At 31.8% G+C, this 26,472-nt stretch carries 28 protein-coding genes; 14 read left to right on the plus strand and 14 right to left on the minus strand.

Annotated elements, in window-relative coordinates; all coding sequences use genetic code 11:
* Positions 1-3: 3 nt before the first annotated feature.
* The 12 genes from Q0921_RS03255 to menA form a co-directional block, all read right to left on the minus strand.
* Positions 4-1,158 carry a prenyltransferase/squalene oxidase repeat-containing protein gene (locus Q0921_RS03255; protein ID WP_299253224.1) on the minus strand — a complete coding sequence of 385 codons (1,155 nt, stop codon included), beginning with the start codon at positions 1,156-1,158 and terminating at the stop codon, positions 4-6.
* Positions 1,151-2,053: a phytanoyl-CoA dioxygenase family protein gene (locus tag Q0921_RS03260; RefSeq protein ID WP_299253227.1), complete on the minus strand. Its 903-nt coding sequence runs from the start codon at positions 2,051-2,053 to the stop codon at positions 1,151-1,153. The genes Q0921_RS03255 and Q0921_RS03260 overlap by 8 nt, the downstream gene beginning before the upstream one ends.
* 48 nt (positions 2,054-2,101) lie before the next feature.
* Positions 2,102-2,941, minus strand: coding sequence for a phytanoyl-CoA dioxygenase family protein (locus tag Q0921_RS03265; protein ID WP_299253230.1), 840 nt, complete (start codon positions 2,939-2,941; stop codon positions 2,102-2,104).
* A gap of 72 nt (positions 2,942-3,013) precedes the next feature.
* Entirely contained in the window at positions 3,014-3,319 is a 306-nt protein-coding gene (locus Q0921_RS03270; RefSeq protein WP_299253233.1) for a hypothetical protein, read from the minus strand.
* Positions 3,320-3,373: 54 nt separating this feature from the next.
* On the minus strand, positions 3,374-4,402 hold the full coding sequence (locus Q0921_RS03275) for a hypothetical protein (protein ID WP_299253235.1): 1,029 nt from the start codon (positions 4,400-4,402) through the stop codon (positions 3,374-3,376).
* A 14-nt stretch (positions 4,403-4,416) separates the two neighbouring features.
* Entirely contained in the window at positions 4,417-5,082 is a 666-nt protein-coding gene (locus tag Q0921_RS03280) for a hypothetical protein (RefSeq protein ID WP_299253237.1), read from the minus strand.
* Between the two features lie 16 nt (positions 5,083-5,098).
* The gene (locus Q0921_RS03285; protein WP_299253240.1) at positions 5,099-5,440 is read right to left on the minus strand and encodes a hypothetical protein; all 342 of its coding nucleotides are present in this window, start codon (positions 5,438-5,440) and stop codon (positions 5,099-5,101) included.
* Positions 5,441-6,163: 723 nt separating this feature from the next.
* The gene (locus Q0921_RS03290; protein WP_299253243.1) at positions 6,164-7,270 is read right to left on the minus strand and encodes an AMP-binding protein; all 1,107 of its coding nucleotides are present in this window, start codon (positions 7,268-7,270) and stop codon (positions 6,164-6,166) included.
* A 69-nt stretch (positions 7,271-7,339) separates the two neighbouring features.
* A complete protein-coding gene (locus tag Q0921_RS03295) occupies positions 7,340-8,251 on the minus strand; it encodes a CPBP family intramembrane glutamic endopeptidase (protein WP_299253246.1) in 912 nt (303 codons plus the stop codon).
* Positions 8,252-8,265: 14 nt separating this feature from the next.
* Positions 8,266-9,306 carry an o-succinylbenzoate synthase gene (locus Q0921_RS03300; RefSeq protein WP_299253249.1) on the minus strand — a complete coding sequence of 347 codons (1,041 nt, stop codon included), beginning with the start codon at positions 9,304-9,306 and terminating at the stop codon, positions 8,266-8,268.
* Positions 9,306-9,986, minus strand: coding sequence for a metal-dependent hydrolase (locus Q0921_RS03305; RefSeq protein WP_299253252.1), 681 nt, complete (start codon positions 9,984-9,986; stop codon positions 9,306-9,308). The genes Q0921_RS03300 and Q0921_RS03305 overlap by 1 nt, the downstream gene beginning before the upstream one ends.
* 63 nt (positions 9,987-10,049) lie before the next feature.
* Positions 10,050-11,015: a 1,4-dihydroxy-2-naphthoate octaprenyltransferase gene (menA, locus tag Q0921_RS03310; RefSeq protein WP_299253255.1), complete on the minus strand. Its 966-nt coding sequence runs from the start codon at positions 11,013-11,015 to the stop codon at positions 10,050-10,052.
* Between the two features lie 84 nt (positions 11,016-11,099).
* On the opposite strand from menA, the gene Q0921_RS03315 reads away from it, so the two are divergent.
* From Q0921_RS03315 to Q0921_RS03350, 8 genes are all read left to right on the plus strand, one after another.
* The gene (locus Q0921_RS03315; RefSeq protein WP_299253258.1) at positions 11,100-12,287 is read left to right on the plus strand and encodes an AraC family transcriptional regulator; all 1,188 of its coding nucleotides are present in this window, start codon (positions 11,100-11,102) and stop codon (positions 12,285-12,287) included.
* A 159-nt stretch (positions 12,288-12,446) separates the two neighbouring features.
* Complete coding sequence (locus tag Q0921_RS03320) at positions 12,447-14,150, plus strand: alpha-amylase family glycosyl hydrolase (protein WP_299253261.1); 1,704 nt, start codon at positions 12,447-12,449, stop codon at positions 14,148-14,150.
* Positions 14,151-14,285: 135 nt separating this feature from the next.
* Positions 14,286-14,786 carry a DoxX family protein gene (locus Q0921_RS03325; RefSeq protein ID WP_299253264.1) on the plus strand — a complete coding sequence of 167 codons (501 nt, stop codon included), beginning with the start codon at positions 14,286-14,288 and terminating at the stop codon, positions 14,784-14,786.
* Between the two features lie 35 nt (positions 14,787-14,821).
* Entirely contained in the window at positions 14,822-15,706 is an 885-nt protein-coding gene (locus Q0921_RS03330; RefSeq protein WP_299253267.1) for a DUF2807 domain-containing protein, read from the plus strand.
* Positions 15,707-16,072: 366 nt separating this feature from the next.
* Complete coding sequence (locus Q0921_RS03335; protein ID WP_299253270.1) at positions 16,073-16,450, plus strand: hypothetical protein; 378 nt, start codon at positions 16,073-16,075, stop codon at positions 16,448-16,450.
* A gap of 234 nt (positions 16,451-16,684) precedes the next feature.
* Positions 16,685-17,302, plus strand: coding sequence for a VTT domain-containing protein (locus Q0921_RS03340; protein WP_299253273.1), 618 nt, complete (start codon positions 16,685-16,687; stop codon positions 17,300-17,302).
* Between the two features lie 57 nt (positions 17,303-17,359).
* Positions 17,360-18,598, plus strand: a complete 1,239-nt coding sequence (locus Q0921_RS03345; RefSeq protein ID WP_299253276.1) for a mechanosensitive ion channel domain-containing protein — start codon at positions 17,360-17,362, stop codon at positions 18,596-18,598.
* 67 nt (positions 18,599-18,665) lie between these two features.
* Positions 18,666-18,944, plus strand: coding sequence for a DUF3817 domain-containing protein (locus Q0921_RS03350; RefSeq protein ID WP_299253279.1), 279 nt, complete (start codon positions 18,666-18,668; stop codon positions 18,942-18,944).
* Here the strand turns inward: Q0921_RS03350 and Q0921_RS03355 are convergent.
* Both Q0921_RS03355 and Q0921_RS03360 read right to left on the minus strand, forming a co-directional pair.
* Complete coding sequence (locus Q0921_RS03355; protein ID WP_299253282.1) at positions 18,934-19,509, minus strand: hypothetical protein; 576 nt, start codon at positions 19,507-19,509, stop codon at positions 18,934-18,936. The genes Q0921_RS03350 and Q0921_RS03355 overlap by 11 nt on opposite strands.
* Before the next feature lie 75 nt (positions 19,510-19,584).
* Positions 19,585-21,630, minus strand: coding sequence for an HDIG domain-containing metalloprotein (locus Q0921_RS03360; RefSeq protein ID WP_299253284.1), 2,046 nt, complete (start codon positions 21,628-21,630; stop codon positions 19,585-19,587).
* Between the two features lie 182 nt (positions 21,631-21,812).
* Here Q0921_RS03360 and Q0921_RS03365 point away from each other — a divergent pair, with 182 nt between their 5' ends.
* From Q0921_RS03365 to Q0921_RS03390, 6 genes are all read left to right on the plus strand, one after another.
* Positions 21,813-22,991 (plus strand): acetyl-CoA C-acyltransferase, encoded by a 1,179-nt coding sequence (locus tag Q0921_RS03365; RefSeq protein WP_299253287.1) that lies wholly within the window; start codon positions 21,813-21,815, stop codon positions 22,989-22,991.
* A 62-nt stretch (positions 22,992-23,053) separates the two neighbouring features.
* Positions 23,054-23,803, plus strand: coding sequence for a C40 family peptidase (locus tag Q0921_RS03370; protein WP_299253290.1), 750 nt, complete (start codon positions 23,054-23,056; stop codon positions 23,801-23,803).
* Between the two features lie 12 nt (positions 23,804-23,815).
* Positions 23,816-24,343: a GNAT family N-acetyltransferase gene (locus Q0921_RS03375; RefSeq protein WP_299253293.1), complete on the plus strand. Its 528-nt coding sequence runs from the start codon at positions 23,816-23,818 to the stop codon at positions 24,341-24,343.
* A gap of 81 nt (positions 24,344-24,424) precedes the next feature.
* Entirely contained in the window at positions 24,425-25,006 is a 582-nt protein-coding gene (locus Q0921_RS03380) for a TetR/AcrR family transcriptional regulator (protein ID WP_299253296.1), read from the plus strand.
* 50 nt (positions 25,007-25,056) lie between these two features.
* Positions 25,057-25,650, plus strand: a complete 594-nt coding sequence (locus Q0921_RS03385; protein WP_299253299.1) for an NAD(P)H-dependent oxidoreductase — start codon at positions 25,057-25,059, stop codon at positions 25,648-25,650.
* 12 nt (positions 25,651-25,662) lie between these two features.
* Complete coding sequence (locus Q0921_RS03390; RefSeq protein WP_299253302.1) at positions 25,663-26,412, plus strand: SDR family NAD(P)-dependent oxidoreductase; 750 nt, start codon at positions 25,663-25,665, stop codon at positions 26,410-26,412.
* The last annotated feature ends 60 nt before the right edge of the window (positions 26,413-26,472 follow it).

Below are 26,472 nucleotides of genomic sequence, written 5' to 3' on the forward strand. Positions count from 1 at the left end.
TGCTTATTTTTTATTAGTTCTTAATATGAATTTTTGACAGGCTTTGGTTACAAAATTGTTTGTAATTGTTGCACTCTCATAAGTAAGAATTGTATGGATATAACCACTCGGTCTTCCCATTGGCATGCGGATAAATGGGCTTGACTCCCACCCCAGTATTTTATTATATTTTTCTTGTAAAAAAACGCGACTCTTTTCTAACCAATTAGAATCAATATTAATCCCTAGGTATGTATTAGCTTCATATATTCCTAATAAAGCTAAGGCTGTCTGTAACGAACTTGATACTTCATTCTCCAATGCCCAACCACCATCTGCTTTTCTCGAATTAATTAAAAAGTCTACCGCTTTTTTTACAATTTGTTTATCCCCATTATTAGCACAAATAGCTCTTATACTCATATATGTGCCATAATTTTTCCCATAGTACCAGGTACTTTTCCATGAATATTGTTCGTGACTATTATACATGAAAGACAGTCCTTGTTTTATTTCTTTAGAAAATCTATCCTCATCATAAATACTTAATGCATACAAAACATTAGCAACAACGTCAATATCTGATCCTTTACCCCAAGCTTTATTTACCCAAATAGTTTGTAATTGCTCCTCTAATGATTGATTTTCTTGAGGAATAATCCAAGATTCCCATCCTTTATCTATATTAGCTTGATCCCTGAATAATACTTTTAATGGTTCTTCAAATAAGGATGTTGTTTCTTTTTTGTATCCACTTCTGCACAGTACTTGTATAACCTGTGCTAAATCATCTGCATCAGGAGGTAACTCTCTTAATTTTGGAAAATAGGCCCAACCACCTACTCCTTCTTTTCGTCTGGACTCAATGAGATAATTAGCTTCAGATCTAATAATATTTTCTAGTTGATCATCTAGTACGGTATTCGCATCAAGGAAAGTGTCCAAAATTAAAGCTCTTTGAAAAATATCCCCTTCTTGAAATTCTTCTGCTACCTGAAAAACTTCGGGAGAAAAAGGCATCACATGTTTTGTGTTTACATATCCATTATAATACTCATCGATCAAATGATCAACACCATTCAAGAACATATTCTTCCAGGTATTCTTTTTAGTTGAAAAATTTATTTGTTGAATAATTAGATTTTCTACTTTACTTTCCTCCTTATTTATTTTAAACATGTTCTTCTCTTTTATTAAATTGATTTAATAATTGAAATAGCACTTCTTTACTTGGCGATTTTTGAATATTAATCGATTCTAATAATTCATATTCAGTCTCATTAGGTTTACTAAATAGCGGAGTAGATAAATAGTATGAATTATCCACTTCAAACATTTCTGCTACTTCCTTTTCTTCTATAGCTTTATAATGATGGTACCTCAATTCACTTTCTTTAGGTCCTGCCAAACAAGCAGCAACAATTCTTGGATGTAGACTCTTGTTAGAAGGCGAAGCATGAAATAAAGCTGGACTTCCTATATATGCCTGGCCAGCTTTCATAGACAATGATTTCCCGAAATTTTCCAATAAGGAATCTTGTATTGATGAATATGGAAACAATTGTCCGCCGCATCTCGGGTTATCTAAAATTGTATGACTACCTGGAATAACTTCCAAAGCACCATTTTCTGGATTTGTATCTACAAGTGGAACCCATATCCCTAAAGGGTTGAAATTTCTTTCATCTAGAAATGATGGGTCTTGATGAAGAGGTACTACTCCATTATTTTTATTAGGATACTTTATATTAAAATTTCCCCAGAAGAACTTGACATCGACAAACAACCCCTGTATCGCTCTCTGAAAAGTTGTATTTATAATTGAAGACACGGCAAAGCGATATTCAGTATTCTTACTCATTATTGTAGAAGCAAATGCTGCTTGTCCCAAATCACCTTCAAGCATTCTATAAGAATTTATTAATTCCTGGACTTCTGAAGTATTTAAAAAATCAATAACTACAAAACCATTTTTAAGAAAAAATTTATTTAAAATATCATCTTTAAAAAGTACTCTAGTATTTTTCTTCTTTTCAAAAGAATTGTTATTTAATAATTCTTCTTTAATGCTCATGACTTCTTATTATTTAATTCTCTTTAGGCAATTAAAACAAACACTAAACTAGACAGTTGTTACACCATTGATAATAGCATCTATTTTTGTTTCGTTTAGTGGTTCGAATTGACTAGCTACCTCTTCAATTTTTTTTGCTTTACTTTCATCTGGTCTGCTAAAAAGTGGATTTTCTATATAATGACCCGCTTCTAATTCAAAAACTTCCATGGTCTTGCCTGGGTTTTTAAAATCTTGATAATAGCATCTCATTTGGCTTTCTTCTTCTGCCATCCACGCTAAAGCCGCAACTCTTTCCTGACTGCTCATATTTGATGGTGACCAATGAAAAACTTTAGAGTTACCTATATAAGCTTGTCCTGCTTTGATGTCTAATCTTTTGAAATACTTTTCTAATAGTAAAGGCACTAAATTGTTGTATGGAAATCTAGGTAATGTACTTCTGGGGTATTCATTAAGCAAATGACTTCTGTCAATTACTTCTAGTGCTCCATTAGTTTCATCCGTATCTATTAATGGCACCCATATGGTAATTCCCTGATATTTACTTTCATCTACATATGTTGGATCTTGATGCATCGAACAAAGACCTTTTTCCTGATTGGGTTGTTTGGAAGTAAATATTCCAAAAAACATTTTAAATCGATCAAAATGTTTGTTAACTGCATTACCAAATACCGAAGTAATGATATTAGATACCTTTTTTCTATAATCGGCATCCATACTCATATTAGATGTCGAAAAACCCATTTGGATAGGTTGCCCATTTAGCTCTTTATATATCTCTTTTAACTGGGTTACTTCTTCTAAATTTAAAAAGTCTATAACCACATACCCTTTATCTTCAAATTCTAATTGAAGTTTTCGATCTTTAAAAATAGTTCTCATATAATGTTTATATTAAATTGTCTTAATAGCATCATTTTAATTAGTAATCGTTACTATTTAGATCATAAAAAATTATTGCTTTTTACCAAAAATTATTTGTAAACTGTACACCCAGGATAGCATGATTGCAAAAGGAACAGCTGGAAACACCCAATAATTATATATTGGTCTGGCACCTAAAAAAAGAATAGGATACCCTTTAGCTTTTGGATAGTCTTCAAAAAATAGTTTAATACTTTCATCCACTTCCAGAGGAATTCTTTTCACAAAGTTGAAAGAAAGTAACACCACTAACTTTGATAAAACTTTACATTTCCCACAATACCCCTGGTAATAAATTAGAATTCTATTTCTAGGAATAATTACATCTTGTTTCATCTATAAATTTTTATTTTACTCTATTACTTTTGATTAGAAAGTCTTTAGAAGTATCTAATCATCTTGTCTGGGTAATTTATTTTTTAAGTATAAATTTATTCTAACGTTACCTTTTCTATCAACCCCTATTCCGTAATAAGAAACGGCACACTGATTATCAAGAACACTATCATCTACCGGAAATGGTTTTACATCATTCGTTAATGTTGTTTTATTTAGTAAAGCAATCCATTCTTTAGAGTTCAGTTTTACACAAGAATTACAACCACATACATCTATTTTAGCATCAAACATTTTGGATGAAGCGATATGAAAACCTATGTTAAAAACAAGTCCAGAAAGTCTTATCTTATTATCTCCAACCACATCATTTAAAAAAGCAGTAAACTTATCTTCCTTTAATAGAGGGATATCTAAATCCATAAGCGAAGTAGGCTTTGATAAACGGAAATAGATTTTAGCTCGTAGATTTTCGAAATTACTACCCTCTAAACCTATACTCATAATATCTGCAAAAGGTTTAACAGAATCAATAAAAGAATCCACCTCGGTATTATTTGGCATTAAATCAGTCATCCAACCTCTTAAGCGTTCCCAAGAAGCATCATGTCCTCCTCTTCTTCCGTCTATATATACGGCCATTCCCGATCTATCAGGTGAAGCTCCTAACCAAAATACCCCATCTGGATACTCTTCTAATACTTCTTGTTCTTTAGGTAAATGATATGCAAGCATCTCTTCACATATCTTCTTGATATCATCGGATCCTGTTCTTTTATAGAGTTTTTGTAAAGCCAAATAGCTATGTTGATATCTTTCTTTGGGTGGACCTATTATACAAGAAGGATCACTTATAAACCGTCCTTGCAATCCACTATTAGAAGAGCTAATACAATATTGAAGAGGGCTTCCATCAGAATTTAATCCTGATTTACCGCCTAGTGTCCACTTAGTTTCATTTGGTAAGGCAAGTAATTCATCCCTAAGCCGCAACACCTGCTTAGCCGGAGCCAAGCTAAGTGTTGTAGCATAAGATGAAAGTTGCGTTACATTATTAATGATATTTTCTTTAGTATCATTCATAAATACGCTTTTTATTATACTGGTTGAGTAATAATATTACTTGGCGTACCATTATTTCCTGCAGTACCACCTGCTCCGGCAGCACCTCCACTAGCGGGCTTTCCTCCTGGAGAACCAGCTTTGCCGGCTACGCCAGCTACGCCAGACACACCTCCAGATCCACCCTTTGGTGTTGGAGTTGAGGTTAAAATGTTTCCACCATGGTATTGTACTACAATTTGATTACCATTTCCGCCATTTCCACCATTTCCGCCATTTCCACCATCTCCGCCAGTTCCTGCGTCTCCACCATTACTACCACCACAATCAGAACCAGCAGGACATCCAGAGGGTTTTCCACCATCTCCACCACTTCCACCAGCTTGCCCAGTGCCGCCATCTCCACCATCTCCGCCACTTCCAGCAGCAGCAGAAACACTAATTGTTCCTGTCAGTTGTCCTATCGTAATCGTAGCTGAAGGACAGTCTGAACCATCTCCAGCAGAAGATCCAGTTCCTCCTGCTACTCCACTACTTCCTGAAGTACCGGAACTTGAACTTGGACGGCATACTGAATCCCAATCACAGTTCGCATTCCTACCATTATCTCCACTATGCGCAGGAGTTGTTTGACTTTTTCCATTTGAACCTGCTGCACCGTCAGCACCGGCTATGATTATATCACCTGTTAAATTGCTCATTTCGAATGTTTTTTAATTATTTTTTTATTAATTCGTCGATTCTAATATCCGCCGTTGTCAATACTCTAATTTGTCCTCCTGGTTCAATCGTTACCTTTCCAAAGCCAACTGAAACAGGACCACTTCCCGAAATAACCAAAGGGTTAGCAGCAGTAACCACAACATCTGGAGCTACTTTATAAACCGCTACTTTGGGTAAATTTGATTTGGCTAAGCTTTTACTTTTGGTAGTAGTTTCTATTTTAAAATCTTTTATTTGATCAAGATCTTTTAATTCAGGCTTATGACTTGAATCTGGATGAGGAGGGTTTGAAAAAAACAATTTCCCACCGGCTGTTGAAATACCATTTGTGCTCATAATTTTGTTTTATTAATTATTAAATTATACTTAATAAAGCCACCCTTAATAGAAAAAATATAGTGATCAATTATATTTTAATTTTGAATATATTTTTTATGAAATATCATTTTATATTAGAAAATCGATTGTACCATAACTTATAAAAATGATGACACCATTGATGTCGTTTTTTGTTCATAAAAAACATTAAGAATCGCCCCTTTTTTATGCTTGGAATTAGGTATCCAAACTTGTTTCTATAGTACTATATTACAAATCTACAACCTAATCAACATGAGAACAACCAGTATAAATACTTGTTTTACAAGTAATTTACCTGTAAACGAAATCGGTTATTCATTCTTTTACACTTAAAAGTAATTATGCTTAAATATTGTTTAGACCAATTATAGTAACATATCATAAAATCGGGGAATAATACAATTTTAAATAAAGAGTTTATTAGTAAAAAAAGTGAATACTATAGAGAATTAATATGACTAAAATGAATTCGGTAAGTTTCGATTTCATCTATATTATAGCTGTTAAAAACAGTTATAATAATATTTTTAATTTTGTGTCATATTACAATGATGAATAGAGGGAATAATCAACTTTGATACGGTTCATATTCAGTTATAGTTATAGAAGAAATATTAGAATAGAAAATTTTCAAAAGTATTGAGATAAACAACAAGTAAAAGATAAGTTTGTGGTGGGATTATTTCGTAACTGTTACCATTATCCCACTACACACTCTAATGTCTTAGTGCGCTGAATTTTTCCGTTATCTGTTTCTATAAATTGGGGGATAAAATAAATTTTCTTTGGTATTTCGTATTTAGAAAGTGTTTTAATACTGTGTATAGCTTCTTTCAAAGTTGTATACATTAATTCATTGTAATCATTTTCAACGATTAAGATTACCTTATCGCCCAATGAATCATCAGGAACACATGCTACAAAAAAACGATGTCCTATTAATAATTGTAGTTTTATTTCGATCTCTTCTGGATATAATTTAATACCTCCACTATTAATAACATTATCGTGTCTTCCTTTCCAAATAAACTTTTTATAGGTTTTTAATTCTACAACATCGTTAGTTACTATTGTTTCGCCATTTAATAGAGGCGCTTTGATTATCAAACAATTTCTATCATCTACGTTTAATGTAATATTTGGTAAAGCCTTGAAGTATTTACTATCTTTTTTATCTTTCTTCTTTGGGTTAATTCTTCTTGCGGCGATATGGGTTACAGTTTCGGTCATTCCGTAGGTTTCGAAAATTTTAGTTTTGATTCCTTGTATGAGTTCTTTTAGATTTTCGGAAACGGTTCCTCCTCCTACTATCAATTTTTTAAGTAAATGAAGTCTATTGATAGAGTTGTCTAGTTGCAAAGGCACCATAGCACAAAAATCATATTGCTTGTACACAGTATCCAAAGGATTTGTTTTCGGCGGAACTAAATCAATTTTCCATCCTAATACCATTGCTCTCACCAACATCATTTTACCTGCAATATAAGTGGCAGGCAAACACAATAATGCTGTTGTACCTTCATTCACTTTGAAAAAAGTACCTGTAGCTTTGGCACTATTGACCATGTGCTGTTTGTAGATCTTTATCTTTTTAGGTTTTCCTGTAGAACCTGATGTCTTTACGACAATATAATCTTTATCATTCAGCCAATCTAACAAGAAATTACCTACTTCCTGTTCATAAACTTCTCCTTCTTTAATAAAATCATAAGCAATTTCCTTCAAACTTTTTTTATCCAAAGTTTGCCTATTAATACTAAAATCGAGATGTACTTTTGAGGTAGAAAATGTATCTTCTGTTTGCATATCCAAATTTCAATTTTCTAACATATCCATAGGTTACGCTTACGTAAATTGTATATTATGAATTTGTTATCATTCTTCTATTTGTAGTTCTGGTCGTATTTTTCCGAATAATTTATTTTTCCATCCTGACCATTTATATTTTTTAGCTAAAATGAATAAAAAAGCAGGAAATATAATTAACACTGGAAATAGAATTTCGAAATTAACCTCTGGCTCTGCTGTATATAATAATAAAGAATCTGTTTGAAAAGCAGTCCAGGTAGATGTTACTAACATGGCCGTTACTAGATTATTAGCTGCGTGAAATCCTAATGCCAATTCCAATCCTTCATCCATTAATGTCATAATTGCTAAGAAAAACCCTGTCCCAATATAATAAACCATAATAATAGGGCCTAATTTACCTACTTCGGGATTAGCAATATGCATTAATCCGAATGTAACAGAAGTAATTACAAAAGGAATCCATTTCGTTTTTGTAGCAATACCAAGCCCTTGCATCAAATATCCTCTAAAAAAATATTCTTCGAAGCTGGTTTGTATTGGCACTAATATTATTGCCATTATTGCTAATATCAAAAATGGTTGTAGTTCAAAATTTATTTCATAGTCATCTGGAGCCATAATATATCCGATATATGTAGTAATACCAATATATAATGACATTAATCCAAACATGAAAAATACTCGCTTCCAATCTATTTTTTTTCTAGAAGTAGTTAATGAAGTAATACTTTGCTGATGTACAATTTTCACCCAAAAAAATAATGCGACTAAAAAAACAACAAAAGGACCAACCGCTACAAGAAAAAATAAAGGCTTTCCTAAAGTCTCTATTTGATTTTGCATAACAGTTTCTGTATCCGCTCCCATTAATAAACTGACTACAAAATTCAAAATCATTAAACCAAAAAATCCAAGTGGGGGAAACAAATATTTCCACATTCCAAGTTTTCCTTTTCTCCCTTGTTCTATATACATCTATAATTATTTTATTAATCTAAATATGATACCACCCATTTCTTATGAGGTCGATATTTTAATGTTCCTGTATCCACTATCAAAGGTGCTTCTATGTTATTAGTATACAAACCTCCTGTTCCTAAACCTTGCGGCATTCTATTATTTAAAGTAAAAGTATATTGAGCTATTGCGTTTAATCCAATATTACTTTCTAACGCACTAGTGATCCACCATCCAATGCCTAATTCTTCAGCAAGATCAATCCACTCTTGTGTTCCTTTAAGACCTCCTATTAAACTTGGTTTCAAAATTATATATTGAGGTTGTATTGTTAGTAGTAATTTCTTCTTATCCGTTACATCAAAAACACCAATTAATTCTTCATCTAACGCAATTGGTAATGGAGTCATCTCACATAAAGTCTTCATCTCCTCAGATTGTCCTTGTTTTATTGGTTGTTCGATACTATGAAGATGATAACTATTTAATTTCAATAGTTTTTCTAATGCATTATCCGAAGAAAAAGCTCCGTTAGCATCCACTCTAAGTTCGATGACATCTTTAGAAAACTGAGAACGTATATAAGAAAGAAGTTCTAACTCTGCCTGAAAATCAATAGCCCCTATCTTCATTTTTATGCAATCAAACCCTTGATCCAGCTTCTCTAATATCTGATCTTTCATAAACTCTTTCTCTCCCATCCATATCAATCCATTGATAGGAATGGCCTCTTCTCCTTTCGTAAATTTAGAAGGAAATAACAAAAACGGGGATTCACTTTCTAAAGATTTAAAAGCCATCTCTACACCAAACTGAATACTAGGAAACTCTTTTAGTTCTTGCCAAAGTTGATCAACTCCTAAATGAATATTATCACAAGTCCATTGTAATTTTTCTTCATAATCAGGCCTGTCGTCAATACTTAAGGTTCTTAGAATCCCGCATTCTCCAATACCTTGTTTTTCTTTAGAAGTAATAACAATAAACCAAGTTTCTTTCGTCTTCAGTACTCCGCGAGAAGTCCCACTTGGTCTTTTGAACTCTAAAATATGTTTATGATAAGTAGCGTTCATTATAGTTCTATGCTCTGACTGATATCTAACAACATAAGATCCTTGTCCTTAGCAAAAAACTTTTTTTTGGCTTCATCATGATCAATCTCTATATATCCAAAAGTATCATAATGAACTCCTAATACTTTATCACATGCTAAAAAATCACTTGCAATAATAGCATCATCGATTCCCATGGTAAAATTATCACCGATAGGAAGTATGGCTAAATCCAATTTAGTAGATAAGGGAATTAATTTCATGTCCATTGTTAAAGCCGTATCGCCAGCAATATATATGTTTTTATGTTCACCCTCGATCACAAATCCTCCCGGTTGACCTCCATAACTTCCATCCGGGAAACTACTGGTATGAATTGCATTTACATATTTTACTTTCCCGAAATCAAATTCCCAATTACCTCCATGGTTCATAGGATGTACTTCTATCCCTTTTGCCTGATAATGCATGGCGATTTCGTAATTAGAAACAATAGTTGCATTATTATTTTTTGCAATGGCCTCAGCATCTAAGGTATGATCCTGATGCGCATGAGTTAATAATATATAGTCTACTTTAAAATCATTGATATCTAGCGTATCTTTAGTTAATGGATTACCAGTAATAAAAGGATCTATTAAAACTTTGATATCCTTAATTTCTACTAATAATGTATTATGCCCAAAAAATGTAATTTTCATTATGTGAGTTTTTTACTTGTTATTTATAAATTCCACTCTGCGGTGAAATAAGGTGGAACTAAATTAAAAAATCTGACCTAAACTAAATAATACAGCCAGTAAAAATGTTGATAACGCTACTTTTTTCAACTCTGGATCTAAATTAACGGCATTTTTTGTCTTTGCCACCTTATTTAGGTGAATTAATAATGGAATAAAGGCTATCAAAAAGAGCAGATTCGTATAATATTCATATGTAAAAAATGAAAAGATAAGCATAGATAGCATAGCCCCTATAACTAGGAAATAATGATATTTTCTAGCTTTTAGTAATCCCATTTTTACTACAACCGTATTTTTTCCAGCTTTTTTATCACTATCGTGGTCGCGCATATTATTAAGATTCAAAACTGCAGCACTTAACAAACCTATGGTGGTTGCTGGCAGAAACACCAACCAATTTAAATTCTTAGTAAATAAAAAATAACACCCTACCACACTAACCAATCCAAAAAATAAAAAAACAAACACGTCGCCTAATCCTCGATATCCATAAGCAGTATTTCCCATTGTATATTTTATAGCTGCAATAATAGCTGCTAGTCCTAATAAGAAAAAGAAAACAGAGTATAAAAAATATTCTTTACCAAAGGATACATAGATCAATAAAATTGCCAAAATCAATGTAATCATAGCAGTAATAACAATACCTCTGAACATTTCTTTTTTGGAAATAGCACCACTTTGTAATGCACGTTGTGGTCCTACTCTATCCTCATTATCAGTTCCTTTTACCCCATCACCATAGTCGTTAGCAAAATTGGAAAGGATCTGTAAACCTAAAGTTGTGGCTATTGCTAACCAAAATATTGATTTATCAAAAAAATTTGGCCCAGATAAACAAATTAAATGATTTTTAGTTTCTACAAATTTCAAAACATCTTCATATAAAAATCGGACACCTATAGATGATCCCACAATAATTCCCGATATAGATAATGGTAATGTACGAAGCCGTGCGGCCGAGATCCAAGCTTTGAATTTGATCATTCGAATTAAATTATAGTCAAAGGAACAGTATTTTAATTAAAAAAAAAATAAAAAATACTTCTACGAATTATTTAAATTAGCATTATGCCAATTCCATTACCATTAGAGTTTCCTTCTTTTAATTTATATAGTACACCATTGTTACTTTTAGTATTTCAAGCTTTTGTATTTGCATTCCTTCTTTTAGTGAGATACTTTAAAAAGAAATATGTCCCAGCCTTCATATTATCTATTCTTATTTTTATTACTGGATATCATAGAACGACTTATACCATTGGTTTTATGGATTGGTATGATACCTATAGAAATACTAAGATCAATTATTGGCTCATTGCACTATCATTAGCTATTGGGCCCTTGCTTTATTTTTATGTAAAATCGATAACAACTTCTAATTTTAAGTTTAGAAAAAAGGATTTCATACATTTTATTCCCGTTAGCTTATACATTATTTATAAGATATCTATTCTTATCTATGACGCTGCACAACCAGGGTTTAATGAAACACAAAATGGGTATTTAAAAGTCTTTCTAGATGAAAAATATATTAGCCCACTGATAGGAATTGTAGAAAATCTACAGATGTTATTGTACCTAGCTTTTACCATTCAGCTATATTATATATACAGAAAAAAGATCCAACAGTTTTTTTCTAACACCTATAGCTTGGAGCTAAACTGGATTAGAAACTTTCTTTTTATTTATTCATTCTTGTTTTTATATAGTGTTTTTCAAGGGGTTATTGGATCTGTGATTACAGATTTACATTGGACACAGCGATGGTGGTATCATTTCTTTACTGCTGTGGCGATCATTTATATTGGAATTAAAGGATATTTTACAGATACTAATAAGTTAAATAACTTGAATTTTTCAGTGACTGTAAAAGAGAATACTGCTACTTCACAAATTGAACTTAGTGAAGATGTTATTAAGACCAAAGAAAAAATTGAAGCGTTCATGAAAAATGAAAAACCATTTCTCAATCCTGATTTAAATCTTACAGAACTTTCTAAAATGCTTAAAATCAATACTTCGACCTTATCAGATACAATAAATTCTGGATTTGAGAAAAACTTCAATGATTTTATAAACTCATACCGAGTTAAAGCAGTACAAACCATGTTACAAGAAGGAAAACAGCAACAATTATCTCTTTTAGGAATCGCATATGAATGCGGTTTTAATAGTAAAGCAACCTTTAATAGAGTATTCAAGAAACTAACAAATACCTCACCTTCACAATACTTAGCTTCTCAAAACAAAGCTTAATTTGTGATTTTTACGAATTTCACAATTCTACAAAGATGAATTTTTATGTTCAATTTTATAGATTAGCACCTTAAACCAGTATTTACTATTGTTTCAATTCTTTTATCCTGCCTCTATTATAATTAAGGCAAGAATGCTTTGAAACACAAAAACAAGCACATGAAACATTTATTAACAACTACATTTTTGGGACTTTTTAGTATCCTTATTTCCTGTAAGAGTGATACCAAAACAGAATCTTCAACAATTAAAACTGCAGCATTAAGGACCTTTAAACCAGTAACTACGGAAAATATGCCTTTTATTTGGGAAGGTGCGAATGTTTACTTTTTAATAGCTGATAGATTTAAAAATGGAGATCCCACCAATGATGAAGTTTTAGAAAGAAAAAAAGAAACCGGAGTATTACGTGGTTTCGAAGGGGGGGATATAAAAGGAATCATCCAAAAAATTGAAGACGGGTATTTTACAGATTTGGGAATTAATGCCCTTTGGGTGAATCCATTAGTAGAGCAAATTCATGAAAGTGTTGATGAAGGAACTGGTAATACGTATGCATTCCATGGATATTGGGCAAAAGACTGGACAACTATAGATCCTAATTTTGGAACCTATGACGATCTTGAGAAATTAGTAGAGGTCGCCCATAAAAACGGCATACGGATATTAATGGATATAGTTATCAATCATACCGGTCCTGTAACTGATAAAGACCCTGTTTGGTCCGAAGATTGGGTACGTACTACTCCAAAATGTTCTTATAAAAATTATGAAACTGCAGTAAAATGCACATTAGTTGAGAATCTTCCTGATATCAAAACAGAAAGTAATGAAGAAGTAAAACTTCCTGAAGCATTAAAAGCAAAATGGGAAAAAGAAGGTCGGTTAGAAGCCGAAATAGATGAATTAGAAATCTTTTTTGCAAAAACGGGCCTTAAACGATCACCTAAAAACTATATCATTAAATGGTTAACAGATTATGTTAAAGAATTAGGTATCGATGGATATCGTGTAGATACCGTAAAACATGTAGAAGAAGGTGTTTGGAGCGTACTTGCAGAACAGGCAAAAGCTGCCTTTTCAGAATGGAAGAAAAACAATCCTGATAAAGTATTAGATAACAATGAATTTTATGTTCTCGGAGAATTATATGGATATGGAATAGATGGAAAGCGCTTTTATGATTTTGGAGATCGTAAAGTAGATTATTACGCTAATGGATTTGATAATCTTATTAATTTTCAGTTTAAATATGATGCAAAACAGTTAAATTATGAAAAATTATACAGCAAATATAGTACTGCATTACAAACTGGTTTGATTGGTAAAAGTGTAATGAACTATATTACTTCTCACGATGATGGTGATCCATTTGATAAAGAAAGAAGTAAAACCTATGAATCTGCAACCAAGCTTTTATTAACTCCAGGTATTTCTCAAGTATATTATGGTGATGAAACTGCAAGATCATTGATTATCGAAGGAGCACAAGGAGATGCAACACTAAGATCTAACATGAACTGGGATGATTTAGAAACAGAAGAAACCAAATTACTATTAGAACATTGGCAAAAATTAGGAAAATTCAGAAAAAATCATCCAGCAATTGGTGCAGGAAAACACAAAATGATTAATGAAACTCCATATACCTTTTCAAGAACATATAGTAAAGATGGTGTTAATGATGGGGTTATCGTAGGATTAAACCTTAGAAAAGGAACAAAGACCTTAAAAGTTAATTCTATTTTTAAAGATGGTATCTTACTAAAAGATGTCTATTCTGGAACAGATGCTACAGTAAAAGATGGAAGTGTAACAATAAAATCCGATAATGAGATTGTACTATTAGAAGCTAAAAAATAGTACACAAACATATCGACTCACTTTAAATAGGACGGCTCAAATTATAATTTGAGCCGTCCTATTTTGTTTTGGGACGCAGTATTCGCAACTGATTCAGACATTTGACACATCAAACAATCTAAAATCGTTTCAGTTATGAAAAACATCATTAAAAAGATTATTTCTCCAATTACGATGACACATTGGTCTTCGGATTTACTATTTGCATTTCCTAGAATCCTCTGTGGTTATTTTTTAGCAGTGAATTTTGGAGGAAGTAAATTCGGAGTTCCCTGGAGTCCTGAAGGGTCATCTGATTTAGCATTTCTAGAAGTAGTAGAATGGTTTCCTAAAGATATTGCAGAATACGGAGGTATTTTTTCTATGTTCCCAGTGTTCTTTGCCTGGATGGGTGCTTCCAGTGAAGCTATAGGAGGCATATTTCTTTTACTAGGTTTTAAAACAAGAATTGCTTCTTTTTTTATTCTGTGTACAATGCTAGTTGCAATAATCTTCCAGAAATCGGATAATGGATTATGGGCTATGCTACCAGCAATGGGATTCTTATGGATTGCTATCTACAACCTCATTTTAGGATCCGGAAAATTCGGAATTGATTATTTAATAAGTAAAAAATGGTTCAAAAAAACTCAATAATAACATCAAAAAAAATCATTTAAAAGTATAAAGTCATGAAAAAGTACATAAGTCTATTACTACTACTAGTTAGTTTAACAACAATATCACAAATAAAAGGAAATAAAGAAATTGTAACCAAAACCTTTGATGTTGCCAATATCCAAAACATAAAAATTAATTTTTATGCTCATGTAATTATTGATCAATCCAAAGAAGAAAGTCTAACTATTACAATGGATGCTAACCTATTTGACTATTTAGATAAGGAAATAGTAAATGAAACTTTACATTTAGATCAAAAGGAATGGATACAGCCATCAGAAAATGCAAAAATCATTATTGGTGCTCCTAATATTAGAAAAGTAGAAAGTGGCACACATGATATTACAAGAATTATTAACCTTAATAACAATTACATCGAAGTTTTAGCACCGATCGGTAAAATGTTTATGGATGGTAAAACAAAAGAACTACGCATCGCAGCAGAACTTGCTACTATTGATGCATCCAGCCTGATTGCGGAAAACGCAAGAGTAGATATATGGAGTAATGGTTTTGTAAAAGTGTATGTCACTAATGAATTAAATACCAAAATAAGTAAAGATGCTAAGCTCAAAATCATGAATACTCCAAAAAAAATTAACGGAGACGCAAAAAAAATGATTGTTCACAATAAAAAGAAAACCAAGGAAGACTCGGTAAAATATATAAAATTTAAAATTAAGAATAATTCCCTAACCAGAAATCAATTCTTTGTTATTGGTTCCAAACCGGATGGTTCGAAATTTAGTTATGGTTTCCCTATGATGCCACAAGCAATAAGAAAAGAAAATTGGACAACTGGTACTAAAGTATTTAAAGTAAGTATACTTGGCAAAAGAAAGCTATTAACTATAATAAAAGAGGAAGATGAAAACAAAACTGTAACTTTATTTTAATTACGAAATACCCCAAGAAGAACTTACCTCCTGTATTCAAGGAGGTAAGTGTTGGGGAAAACAAAAAAAGTAAGGGAAAAATTGTAATTGGAATACTTTTCAAAGATAAAAAGGATTAAGGAATTTTGGTTACGGTTAAACCTCAAACTTTAGCTGGAATATAAGCATACGTCCGTTTTTTAAATAATAAACTACTAACGATCAACATGTTGAAGGGAAAATTCCTCTATTTTATAAAGAATATTTTTATTAAATTTATTTTTTTACATCAAAAAGTAAATTTAATGTTTTAAAAGATTTCAAAGATTTAGATAAAGGGTTAAATTTGCCGTAATCATTTTTTAAAACAAACTAATTTTATAATCCTTGGAAAATAAAAAGGCGCTCAAATTAATTGACAAAATTCTGACTGATCTAGAAAAATCTGGAATCAATACAGACACACTAATCGAGGATCTTAAAGCTTTGAGATCTTATGCTTTAGAACAGCAAGTACCATTGGTGGTAAAAGTGTTAAGACTTACATACGAACATATCGAAGAAAATGATAGTTTTCTTATCCCTATTCCAGATGATGAGCCTATCGAAGAAGAAGAAAATGAAGAAAATGAAGCACCAGTAACAAAAAATGAAGATATAAATCCGGTAGAAAGCCTTATGTATCTTGTTTCTCTGTTTAAGGATATAAAAAATAAAATGAACGTCATGGATTTGACAGATTATAGAGATGCCTTGAATGCATAGATAATAAACAACACTATTTGATTAAATATTGTAAAAATACCCTGATTATTTTCAGGGTATTTTTCGTTTAAATATAATAAGCAAATCACTCACTACATCTTTTATAATGAGGTTTTTAGAATAATTTCCTTATATCTTGTAATTATTATAACAACTTCTCGACAAATTTTATGATTTTATAAACGTCAAAAAATCAATTATATATTATTTTTGTTCCCTTGTGGAAAAATTGTTATGAAAATGAATCCCCGATCTGTAAAAAAAACACGATTGCAACTATTGCATCAATATTATAGTTATACCGGTTTCTATAAGTTTTTAGGAACTAGTTTAAAAAAAGCATTACCTCCTATTTTACTTTTTATAGCAGGTTTATTGATAGTAAACTATTTTGTTATTAATATCAATGATTTATTGATTTATGTTACAGAAAACTATGCAGACTATGTAGTATTTAGTGTATTTTTTGCATCAGAATCTTTATTGGGTCTTATTCCTCCAGAAATTTTTATCGCTTGGAGTGACAAAACTGCTAGCCCTATATTATACTTATCAATACTTGCCTTATTATCATATTTAGGAGGTGTCATCTCATATTTCATCGGGAAATCAATTACCAAAATCCCTTCGGTTCATGATTACTTAGAGGTGAAAATGGCCAAACATATTAGAAATACTCGTAAATGGGGAGGTTTTTTAATTGTAGTAGGAGCATTACTTCCTATTCCTTTTTCTATTACTAGTATCGCAGCAGGAATGATAAAATATCCTTTTCTTAGTTATTTACTTTTTGGACTGTTACGTTTTGTAAGGTTCTATTTATATGCTGTAGCCATTTTCAGTTTGGTATAGAACTTACCCGAACGATAACCTGTAGGTTAAAAACCTGATCTGAATTCATTTATTTTTATGGAAAAACTAACTCGGTATTTTTATAAAGTTTTAGTTTCTAATGGCTTTTCGGAAACTATGGCCGAATACCTAAATGTGGTTATTGGTATTTGTACCTTACTATTTGTACTATTTGTACTAGATAGAATCATAAGAAAGGTAATCTTAAACCTTTTCAAAAGATACGCATCAAAATCAAAGAATACATTTGATGATTATTTGGTCAAAAACAAAACTTTTGATTATTTATCTCACATCGCACCATTATCTATTAGTATTTGGATAATACCCGAATTATTTATAGCTTTTCCTGTTGCAGAGAATTACTTAGAAATTCTTTTTGATATCTTATTTATTGCTTTAACAATTTGGATTGTAAGAAGTATCCTTAGAACGTTTAGAGATTTTTTGAAGTCTTTAGAATCATTTAGAGATAAGCCTATAGATAGCTATGTCCAGGTCTTTATGATATTTATCTGGGTAATAGGTGCTATTTTTATTTTCTCCTTGATTACCGGAAAATCAATCTGGACTTTTTTAACTGCACTTGGAGCGATGTCTGCAGTTATTCTGCTAATATTCAAGGATACTATTCTGGGTTTTGTTGCAAGTATACAGGTTGCTGTTAATGATACCGTTAGGATTGGAGATTGGATTACAATGGCTAAATATGGGGCTGATGGAGATGTGATTGAGATCAATCTAGCCTCGGTAAAAGTTCAGAATTTTGATAAAACAATTACAACGATCCCTACGTATCATTTGACTTCTCAATCCTTTAGAAATTGGCGAGGTATGATGGATTCTGGAGGAAGAAGAATAAAAAGATCCATTTTAATTAAAGCTTCTAGTATTAAGTTTTTATCTGAAAATGATGTAGATCGTCTGAAAAAAGTAAGGCTTATTAGAGAATACCTAGATAAAGCACAGGATAAGGTGAACTCTTATAATAAAGAAAATCAGATAAACAAAGAAGTTTTAATGAATGGTCGTAACCTTTCTAATATGGGTGTATTTAGAAAATATGTAGAATCTTATCTAGAGGATCATCCCCATATCAATAATGAAATGATGATTATGAGTCGTCAATTAGCACCTACCGCTCAAGGAACTCCATTAGAAATTTATGCTTTTAGTAATGATAAAGAATGGAAAAACTATGAGAAAATAGTCGCTGATATTTTTGATCATCTTTTATCAGCTATACCATATTTCGATCTCGAGATATTTGAATTAGAGTATAATAATAAAAAATAGGTATTTATTAACGTTTGGATATATTCTGAGTCTTAAATTTGCATCTAATTTTAAATAAAATCAAAATATGATCACCAGTTTCAGATTTATTAGTTATCTCGAAGGAATTTCATACTTAGCTATACTATTTGTTACGATGCCGCTGAAGTATTTATTTGCATCACCGGAACCTAATAAAGTAATTGGTATGGCACATGGTTTTTTATTTCTTGCCTATATCGTATTTGCTTTTTTAATAAAACCTAAAAAAAGATGGGATTATAAAACATTAGCAATAGTGCTTGTATGCTCTATAATTCCTTTTGGAACTTTCTGGATGGATAGAAAATATCTAACTAAAAATTAATTGTACCATTAAAATCTCCCTCTTCATGACTATGCAAGTTTATTACCGTATGAAAACCCTCTGTTCTTGGTTGCAAAGATAAACTACCATCTCTAAGTGGAATGTACTGCCCATTCAACAACACTTCAATGATTTTATTATTCTCATTACATTCGCAATTTGCGTAGCTATGATAGTTATAATCATTTTCATTAGCAGTAACTATTATGAGCTCTAAAACATCTCCCGAATCTAGACGATATATAACTTTTTCTAAACCATTATGATACTCTTCTAACTTTGCCTGTACTACCATATACATACGCCTCCCATATGGCCCATTTTGATTTTGAATTTCACCATAAGTTGAGGCATTATTATGATTACAACCTTGATCACAAGAATGAATTACAGGTTTTCTAGGTCTAGGTTTAGGTTTTTCTTTGCGTCCTATCACTACAACATCCGGAATTGGTAAATTGATATTTACATCTACAGACACTCCTCCATCTATTATTACTTGGCTATGTGCTACAGGAACTAAAATAAAACAAGAAAGAATGGTTAAAAACTTGATAGTTTTCATAATTGTCGATTAAATCTTTTGTGTTAAACATTTCTTAATCAAACATGGTGCCAATCCTTATAAAAAACTATTGTATTATTCAGGATACTCAATCCTTAAATGGTATATATTGGTTAACTTTCTTTTAAACACCTTTTTTACTTGCTGAATTTCCTTAAACGTAATATTAGCATTAAGAAATTGACCATCCTCCATCTGTTTATTTACAATTTTCTCCACAAAGGAATCAATTAAACTACTAGTTGGGTTTTTCAAACTCTTAGAAGCAGCTTCTACACTATCACTCATCATCAAAATCGCAGTTTCCTTAGAAAAAGGTTTCGGTCCTGGATATTGAAAATCTTCCATATTCACATTCTCGTTGATTTCCTTGGCTTTCATATAAAAATAATATACTGTACTAGTTCCGTGATGTGTTCTTATAAAATCAATTACACGATCAGGAAGCTTATTCTTTTTGGCAATCTCAATACCTCTTATTACATGATTGATAATAATATTAGCACTCTCCTTAGGAGATAATACATCGTGCGCATTTCCTGAAGCTATTTGATTTTCAGTAAAATATGTAGGATTAGCCATTTTACCAATATCGTGATATAAGGCTCCTACCCTAACTAACATTACGTTTGCTCCTATTTCACTAGCCGCAGCTTCTGCAATGTTAGCAACATTAAGAGAATGATGAAAAGTTCCTGGAGCTTTATCAGATAACTCTTTTAATAAAGAAGAATTAGTATCGCTCAACTCCAAAAGAGAAACATCAGAGATTAGACCAAACATCTTTTCATAAGCATAAATCAACGGATGTACTATTAGTGTGGCAAAACCACTTATTACGAATAACCCTATAGTCGTCCAATCAATATCACTAATACTACCTTCGTGAATGATATGAAAAGCAATATAAGCTAAAATGTAAATCCCTGTAATCTGTCCAACAGTAATGAATAAATTTGCTCTTTTATAGGATTCTGAAATAGTTAATATGGTAACGATACCAGCTATAATTTGTAAAAAAGTGTACTCATAACTATTAGGAACAACAAAACCTAAAATCATTACTGTTACTACGTGCGTAAATAATCCAAGTCTAGAATCAAAGAAAGCCTTCAAAATTAATGGTAAAATACACAATGGAACTATATAAATATAATCCGACTTGTATTTAACTACTAGCGTAGTAATCAAAACCATTAATAGAATGTTAAATACAATAAACGTAACCTGAGTATTATTATCATAAATGTCCCTTCTATACTTTCGAATGAAAAGTAATAGCATTAGCAAAGCCAGAGAAACTAGAATCCCATATCCAAAAACAATCCAGTAAAAATTCTTATCACTCCATACCTGAGACTCATATTCCGCCTTTAGAGATGTAAGTATCTGTAATCTGTTGCCTTCTACCACTTCTCCTTTTGCAATAATCCTGCTTCCCTTAGAAACGCTACCTCTAGTAGTAAGTACTTGAGCTAATTCATTTTCTAACGTACTTTCGGTCAATTTTTGATTTAGAGATACGTTTGGTTTAATCAAGTCATAAAATAAGGCTACAAAACCACTTTTAAATTTAACATACTCACTTTTATCAACTCTGGAACTAATAAGTGAAGTAACTTCATTAGGAGTTAATATTTGTCCAAAAGTTATAGCATCTGCCTTATTACCTTTATTAAGAAAGATCTGTCGTTTACTCTCATAAGAATATGATTCTTGCAAAACACCATATCTATAAATATCATTAAGAAGTATCCTACCGAAAAGCTTCGCTTGTTTTCCAGAACTACTCTGATCTAAAGTTTCTAAATTATTTTTGAATGCTGTATTATAATTATCTTTTGCAATATTGGCGATAATAGTATCATACTCGAAATATGGTATGTTATTATCTTCGATACGTTTTTTCTCAGCATCAATATCCTCTTGAGTTTTTGCAATGGCAAAATCAAATGGAGCATATAAGTTTTCATACTGCCATGGTTTCCCTTTTGTAAACTCATATTTAAAAACCCCTCCTTTTGGAAATAGATATACTATGAGAATCAACGTACTTACAAAAAGAAAACCTTTGTATAAAAAGGATTGATTTTTATAAAAATTATTTAAAAAATTTTTCACTAGGATATTCATATAGATTACTCAAAAGTACTAAAAAATAAGTCAGTATAAAGAAGGTGAAAAAATAGCGCATAGGTATAATTTAGGATTAGTAAATCCTATGAATAACTTCGCTATGTATATCCTCCAAAAATCCTTAAATTCGCAAAATAACAAACACACATATATTAAATTCGAATATAATGAGCAAAGACGTTGTAATAGTATCAGCAGCACGTACTCCGATAGGTAGTTTTTTAGGAAGTTTATCTACAGTTCCAGCTACACAATTAGGATCAATAGCGATAAAAGGTGCATTAGATAAAATCAATCTAGATCCTTCTTTGGTTGAAGAAGTATTTATGGGTAATGTAGTACAAGCAGGAAACGGACAAGCGCCAGCTAGACAGGCTGCTTTAGGAGCAGGATTAAGTGACACCGTGCCTTGTACAACTGTAAACAAAGTATGCGCTAGTGGAATGAAAGCCGTAATGCAAGCAGCTCAGGCTATCGCACTAGGAGATGCTGATATTGTAGTCGCTGGTGGAATGGAAAATATGAGTCTAATTCCTCATTATGTTAGATTAAGAACAGGTCATAAATTTGGTTCTCAAACACTTGAAGATGGAATGCAGCGTGATGGTTTGGTGGATGTTTACGATCAAAATGCTATGGGGGTTTGTGCCGATTTATGTGCAACAGAGCACAATTTTAGCAGAGAAGATCAAGATGCTTTTGCAATTCAATCTTATGAACGTTCTGCAAAGGCATGGTCAGAAGGTAAATTTGCTAATGAAGTTGTTCCTGTTCCAGTACCACAACGTCGTGGAGAACCTGTATTGGTTACAGAAGATGAAGAGTATAAAAATGTAAAAATGGAGAAGATTCCTGCCTTACGTCCTGCTTTTACAAAAGAAGGAACAGTTACAGCAGCTAATGCCTCTACAATTAATGATGGTGCAGGAGCTGTAGTAGTAATGAGTGCAGAAAAAGCAGCCGAACTTGGATTAAAACCTTTAGCGAAAATTAAAAGTTATGCCGATGCAGCACAAGAACCTAAGTGGTTTACAACAGCACCTGCAAAAGCATTACCAAAAGCGATTGATAAAGCAGGAATCACATTAGATGATGTTGATTTCTTTGAGTTTAATGAAGCATTCTCAGTAGTGGGACTTGCTAACATGAAAATACTTGGTTTAAATGATTCTAATACTAATGTAAATGGTGGAGCAGTATCTTTAGGACACCCATTAGGATGTTCTGGTGTTCGTATTTTAATTACCTTAATGAGCGTGTTAGAACAAAATAATGCAAAAACAGGAGCCGCAGCTATTTGTAATGGTGGTGGTGGTGCTTCTGCAATGGTGATCGAACGTGTTTAACTAAAAAATAAGCATCATTGTAATTTTATTAAATGTTTAATATCTAGTATCTATAAAGATTCATGCTATACGGTATTTGTAATCTCAGTATTGTTCCTTTGCGTTTTGAACCCAGTGATCCCAGCGAAATGGTATCACAAGTTTTATATGGTGAGCATTTTAAAATTTTAGAAAAACGAAAAAAATGGAGTCGAATCCGTTTAGCTTTCGATACCTACGAAGGTTGGATTGATAATAAACAGTATCTAGAAATTACAGAAGAGGAATATAAGGATTTTGATAAGAAACCATTAGATCTAACAGCAGATTTAATTGATTTTGTGAGTTGTAAAGATAATCAGCTAATGCCGATTGTTTTAGGATCTTCATTAGGAGCTTTAGATTTTTTTGAACATCAATATGATGGGAATAGAATTACTAAAAAGCAACTAAAAGATAAATTAGTAGAAACGGCATTTCTTTTTCTAAATGCTCCTTATTTATGGGGAGGAAAGACAAACTTTGGTATCGATTGTAGTGGTTTTACACAAATGGTTTATAAACTAAACGGTTATAAACTATTACGGGATGCATCTTTACAGGCAACTCAAGGAGAACCATTAAGCTTTATAGAGGAAAGTGAACCAGGAGATCTTGCTTTTTTTGATAATGACGAAGGAGCAATTACACACGTTGGTGTTATTATGAAAGATAACTATATTATCCACGCGCATGGTAAAGTGCGGGTGGATCGTATAGATCATACAGGTATATTTAACGGAGAAAAACGTTTGTATACTCATAAACTAAGGGTTATTAAAAGAATTATTTAAAAGAATTGAGTTATGGAATCCAAAGAATTAAAAATAATAAAAATTCTTCCGGAGGATAACCATAAACTTCTGGAGATTGGTCTTCAAACATTTTATAATTCTTTCGGCCCTCCCCACAATAGTGAACAAAATATTCAATCTTATTTAAATAAAAATTTTACATTAGAAAAAATCACTAATGAGATTCTACATCCCGAATCTCAATTTTTCTTTGTCATATGTAACAATCAAATTATTGGTTATATAAAATTTAATTCCGGAGTAGCCCAAACAGAAATTGTACAAGGAAAATCATTAGAAATCGAACGGATTTATATAATAAAGTCTTACCAAGGTCAGGGTATTGGCCAATACCTTTTTGACTACGCCAAACAAATGGCAAATGAAAAAGCTTTGGAATTTATATGGTTAGGAGTTTGGGATAAGAACACAAGAGCTATCCAATTTTATGAACGAAATGGATTCAAAATATTTGATAAACATACATTTATGTTAGGTTCTGAAAAACAAACAGATGTTATGATGAAGTGTTTTTTATGATAATTTTCAAAACTTTAGTATTTTTATAACAATAAAGCTTCAAGATTATATTTATTTTTGAAACGATCATTTCAATAAATCATGCCAAAAGTAGAAACATTTGATAGAACCAATGTATTGCAAAAAGCAACAGAAGTATTCCACAGAAACGGATATAATGGTACTTCTATGCAAGATTTGGTAGATGCAACGGATCTTAATAGATCTAGTATTTACAATTCTTTTGGAAGTAAATTGGGGATATTTATGGAGGTACTCGATTTCTATCAAAAAGGAGCCAACCATAACTTCGGAAAGGGATTAGCAGAAGCTTATAATGCTACCGACGCTATTGAGGCTATTTTTCAATTAACCCTTAATGATATTATCGATGACGATGCTAGAAAAGGATGTTTGATTGTTAATTGTAAATCTGAAATGGCAAATCAAGATCTTACTATTAAATCATTCATAGAGAAGAATCAAGATAGAATGATAGCCATGCTTGAAGATATCGTCAGTAAAGGTCAGATGGAAAAAATCTTCAATATCGATCAGACTGCGAATGAGTATGCATTGTATTTATATACATCCGTTCAGGGATTAAGAATGACTGGAATTTTAAATAAAAACGAAGAAGACTTAAAGACTATAATAAAAACAGTACTAAAGGTATTATATTAATTTTTTTTAACTTAATTTGAAACGATTGTTCCAAATAAAAAATAATAAAAATGAAAAAACTATTAAGAATAGACAGTAGTCCAAGAAAAGAATCATCCATAAGCAGACAGCTTGCAGATGTATTACAAACAAAACTAGAAAGTGAAGCTACATATTCCACGACTTATAGAGACACTTATTATGATCAATTAATAAAACTAGGAAATGAAGATAGTGTTACTGCTTACTTTCTTCCAGAAGATCAACAATCTGTATCGCAAAAAGAAGCGGTATCAGCGTCAAATATATTAGCTACAGAATTTGCTAATGCGGATACTTACTTATTTGCTGTTCCTATGTACAATTTCAGTGTCTCTGCAGGTTTAAAAACATATATAGATCTTATCTCGAGAGTAGGAATTAGTTTTAAATATACAGAAAATGGTCCGCAAGGATTATTAAAAGATAAAAAAGCATATGTAATCATTACTACCGGAGGAACAAAATTAGGTACAGGAGTAGATTACGTAACTGGTTATATGACCACATTTTTAAATTTCTTAGGAATAACAAATATAGAATACATCAACTCTGATCTTATTATGACAGATACAGAGAAAATTTTAGATAGCGCAAAAACTCAAATAAAGAAATTATCAATTTAATATTTAAATAAAATGAATAAATTAAAAAATAAAGTAGCGGTTATAACAGGAGCAAATAGTGGTATTGGATTAGCAACAGCTAAATTATATCTTAAGGAAGGTGCCAAAGTAGTAGTTTCTGGAAGACGACAAGAGGCTTTGGATCAAGTAGCTAAGGAACTTGAAGGAGATTTCATTACCGTTAAAGCAGATGTAGCTAAAGTAGAAGACAATAAACATTTAATTCAAGAAGCAACCAGCAAATATGGAAAAATAGATATTCTATTTCTAAACGCAGGAATTGCACCTCCTACTCCCACTACAGATATTACGGAGGAACATTATAATCATATATTCGATATTAACGTAAAAGGTCCTATTATCGCTACAAAAGAAGCCTTACCGCATATCAACGATGGTGGAACAATTCTTTTTACAAACTCTATTGTACATCAAAAAGGTTTTGACGGATTAGGAATCTATTCTGCATCTAAAGGAGCTTTACGTGCATATCAAAGGGTATTAACATCTGAAGTGAAATCCAGAGGAATCCGAGTGAATGCCATTGCTCCTGGGCCTATTGATACACCTATTTATGGAAAAATGGGATTACCAGAAGATGTTGTAGAAGAAATGGGAAAAGGGTTTGCGCAACAAGTGCCTCTAGGGCGTTTCGGAACATCAGAAGAAATAGCAAAATCCGCTTTATTCTTAGCCTCTGACGATGCATCTTATATTAATGGAATTGAACTGGAAGTAGATGGTGGGTTAAGTCAAATATAGTTAAATTTACCTATTCAAAAAAAGTAGTAAACCTTTCAGATTCTTATAATTTGAAAGGTT

Source organism: uncultured Aquimarina sp. (assembly GCF_947496855.1).
Taxonomy (GTDB): Bacteria; Bacteroidota; Bacteroidia; order Flavobacteriales; family Flavobacteriaceae; genus Aquimarina.

Coding starts and splice junctions, on each gene's coding strand:
- menA (WP_299253255.1), bottom strand. CDS start 11,015: ATGATCAAATTCAAAGCTTGGATCTCGGCCGCACGGCTTCGTACATTA.
- Q0921_RS03275 (WP_299253235.1), bottom strand. CDS start 4,402: ATGAATGATACTAAAGAAAATATCATTAATAATGTAACGCAACTTTCA.
- Q0921_RS03315 (WP_299253258.1), top strand. CDS start 11,100: ATGCCAATTCCATTACCATTAGAGTTTCCTTCTTTTAATTTATATAGT.
- Q0921_RS03345 (WP_299253276.1), top strand. CDS start 17,360: ATGGAAAAACTAACTCGGTATTTTTATAAAGTTTTAGTTTCTAATGGC.
- Q0921_RS03295 (WP_299253246.1), bottom strand. CDS start 8,251: ATGTATATAGAACAAGGGAGAAAAGGAAAACTTGGAATGTGGAAATAT.
- Q0921_RS03320 (WP_299253261.1), top strand. CDS start 12,447: ATGAAACATTTATTAACAACTACATTTTTGGGACTTTTTAGTATCCTT.
- Q0921_RS03350 (WP_299253279.1), top strand. CDS start 18,666: ATGATCACCAGTTTCAGATTTATTAGTTATCTCGAAGGAATTTCATAC.
- Q0921_RS03355 (WP_299253282.1), bottom strand. CDS start 19,509: ATGAAAACTATCAAGTTTTTAACCATTCTTTCTTGTTTTATTTTAGTT.
- Q0921_RS03305 (WP_299253252.1), bottom strand. CDS start 9,986: ATGAAAATTACATTTTTTGGGCATAATACATTATTAGTAGAAATTAAG.
- Q0921_RS03300 (WP_299253249.1), bottom strand. CDS start 9,306: ATGAACGCTACTTATCATAAACATATTTTAGAGTTCAAAAGACCAAGT.
- Q0921_RS03285 (WP_299253240.1), bottom strand. CDS start 5,440: ATGAGCACAAATGGTATTTCAACAGCCGGTGGGAAATTGTTTTTTTCA.
- Q0921_RS03260 (WP_299253227.1), bottom strand. CDS start 2,053: ATGAGCATTAAAGAAGAATTATTAAATAACAATTCTTTTGAAAAGAAG.
- Q0921_RS03330 (WP_299253267.1), top strand. CDS start 14,822: ATGAAAAAGTACATAAGTCTATTACTACTACTAGTTAGTTTAACAACA.
- Q0921_RS03255 (WP_299253224.1), bottom strand. CDS start 1,158: ATGTTTAAAATAAATAAGGAGGAAAGTAAAGTAGAAAATCTAATTATT.
- Q0921_RS03380 (WP_299253296.1), top strand. CDS start 24,425: ATGCCAAAAGTAGAAACATTTGATAGAACCAATGTATTGCAAAAAGCA.
- Q0921_RS03340 (WP_299253273.1), top strand. CDS start 16,685: ATGAAAATGAATCCCCGATCTGTAAAAAAAACACGATTGCAACTATTG.
- Q0921_RS03385 (WP_299253299.1), top strand. CDS start 25,057: ATGAAAAAACTATTAAGAATAGACAGTAGTCCAAGAAAAGAATCATCC.
- Q0921_RS03265 (WP_299253230.1), bottom strand. CDS start 2,941: ATGAGAACTATTTTTAAAGATCGAAAACTTCAATTAGAATTTGAAGAT.
- Q0921_RS03270 (WP_299253233.1), bottom strand. CDS start 3,319: ATGAAACAAGATGTAATTATTCCTAGAAATAGAATTCTAATTTATTAC.
- Q0921_RS03365 (WP_299253287.1), top strand. CDS start 21,813: ATGAGCAAAGACGTTGTAATAGTATCAGCAGCACGTACTCCGATAGGT.
- Q0921_RS03280 (WP_299253237.1), bottom strand. CDS start 5,082: ATGAGCAATTTAACAGGTGATATAATCATAGCCGGTGCTGACGGTGCA.
- Q0921_RS03375 (WP_299253293.1), top strand. CDS start 23,816: ATGGAATCCAAAGAATTAAAAATAATAAAAATTCTTCCGGAGGATAAC.
- Q0921_RS03370 (WP_299253290.1), top strand. CDS start 23,054: ATGCTATACGGTATTTGTAATCTCAGTATTGTTCCTTTGCGTTTTGAA.
- Q0921_RS03290 (WP_299253243.1), bottom strand. CDS start 7,270: ATGCAAACAGAAGATACATTTTCTACCTCAAAAGTACATCTCGATTTT.
- Q0921_RS03325 (WP_299253264.1), top strand. CDS start 14,286: ATGAAAAACATCATTAAAAAGATTATTTCTCCAATTACGATGACACAT.
- Q0921_RS03390 (WP_299253302.1), top strand. CDS start 25,663: ATGAATAAATTAAAAAATAAAGTAGCGGTTATAACAGGAGCAAATAGT.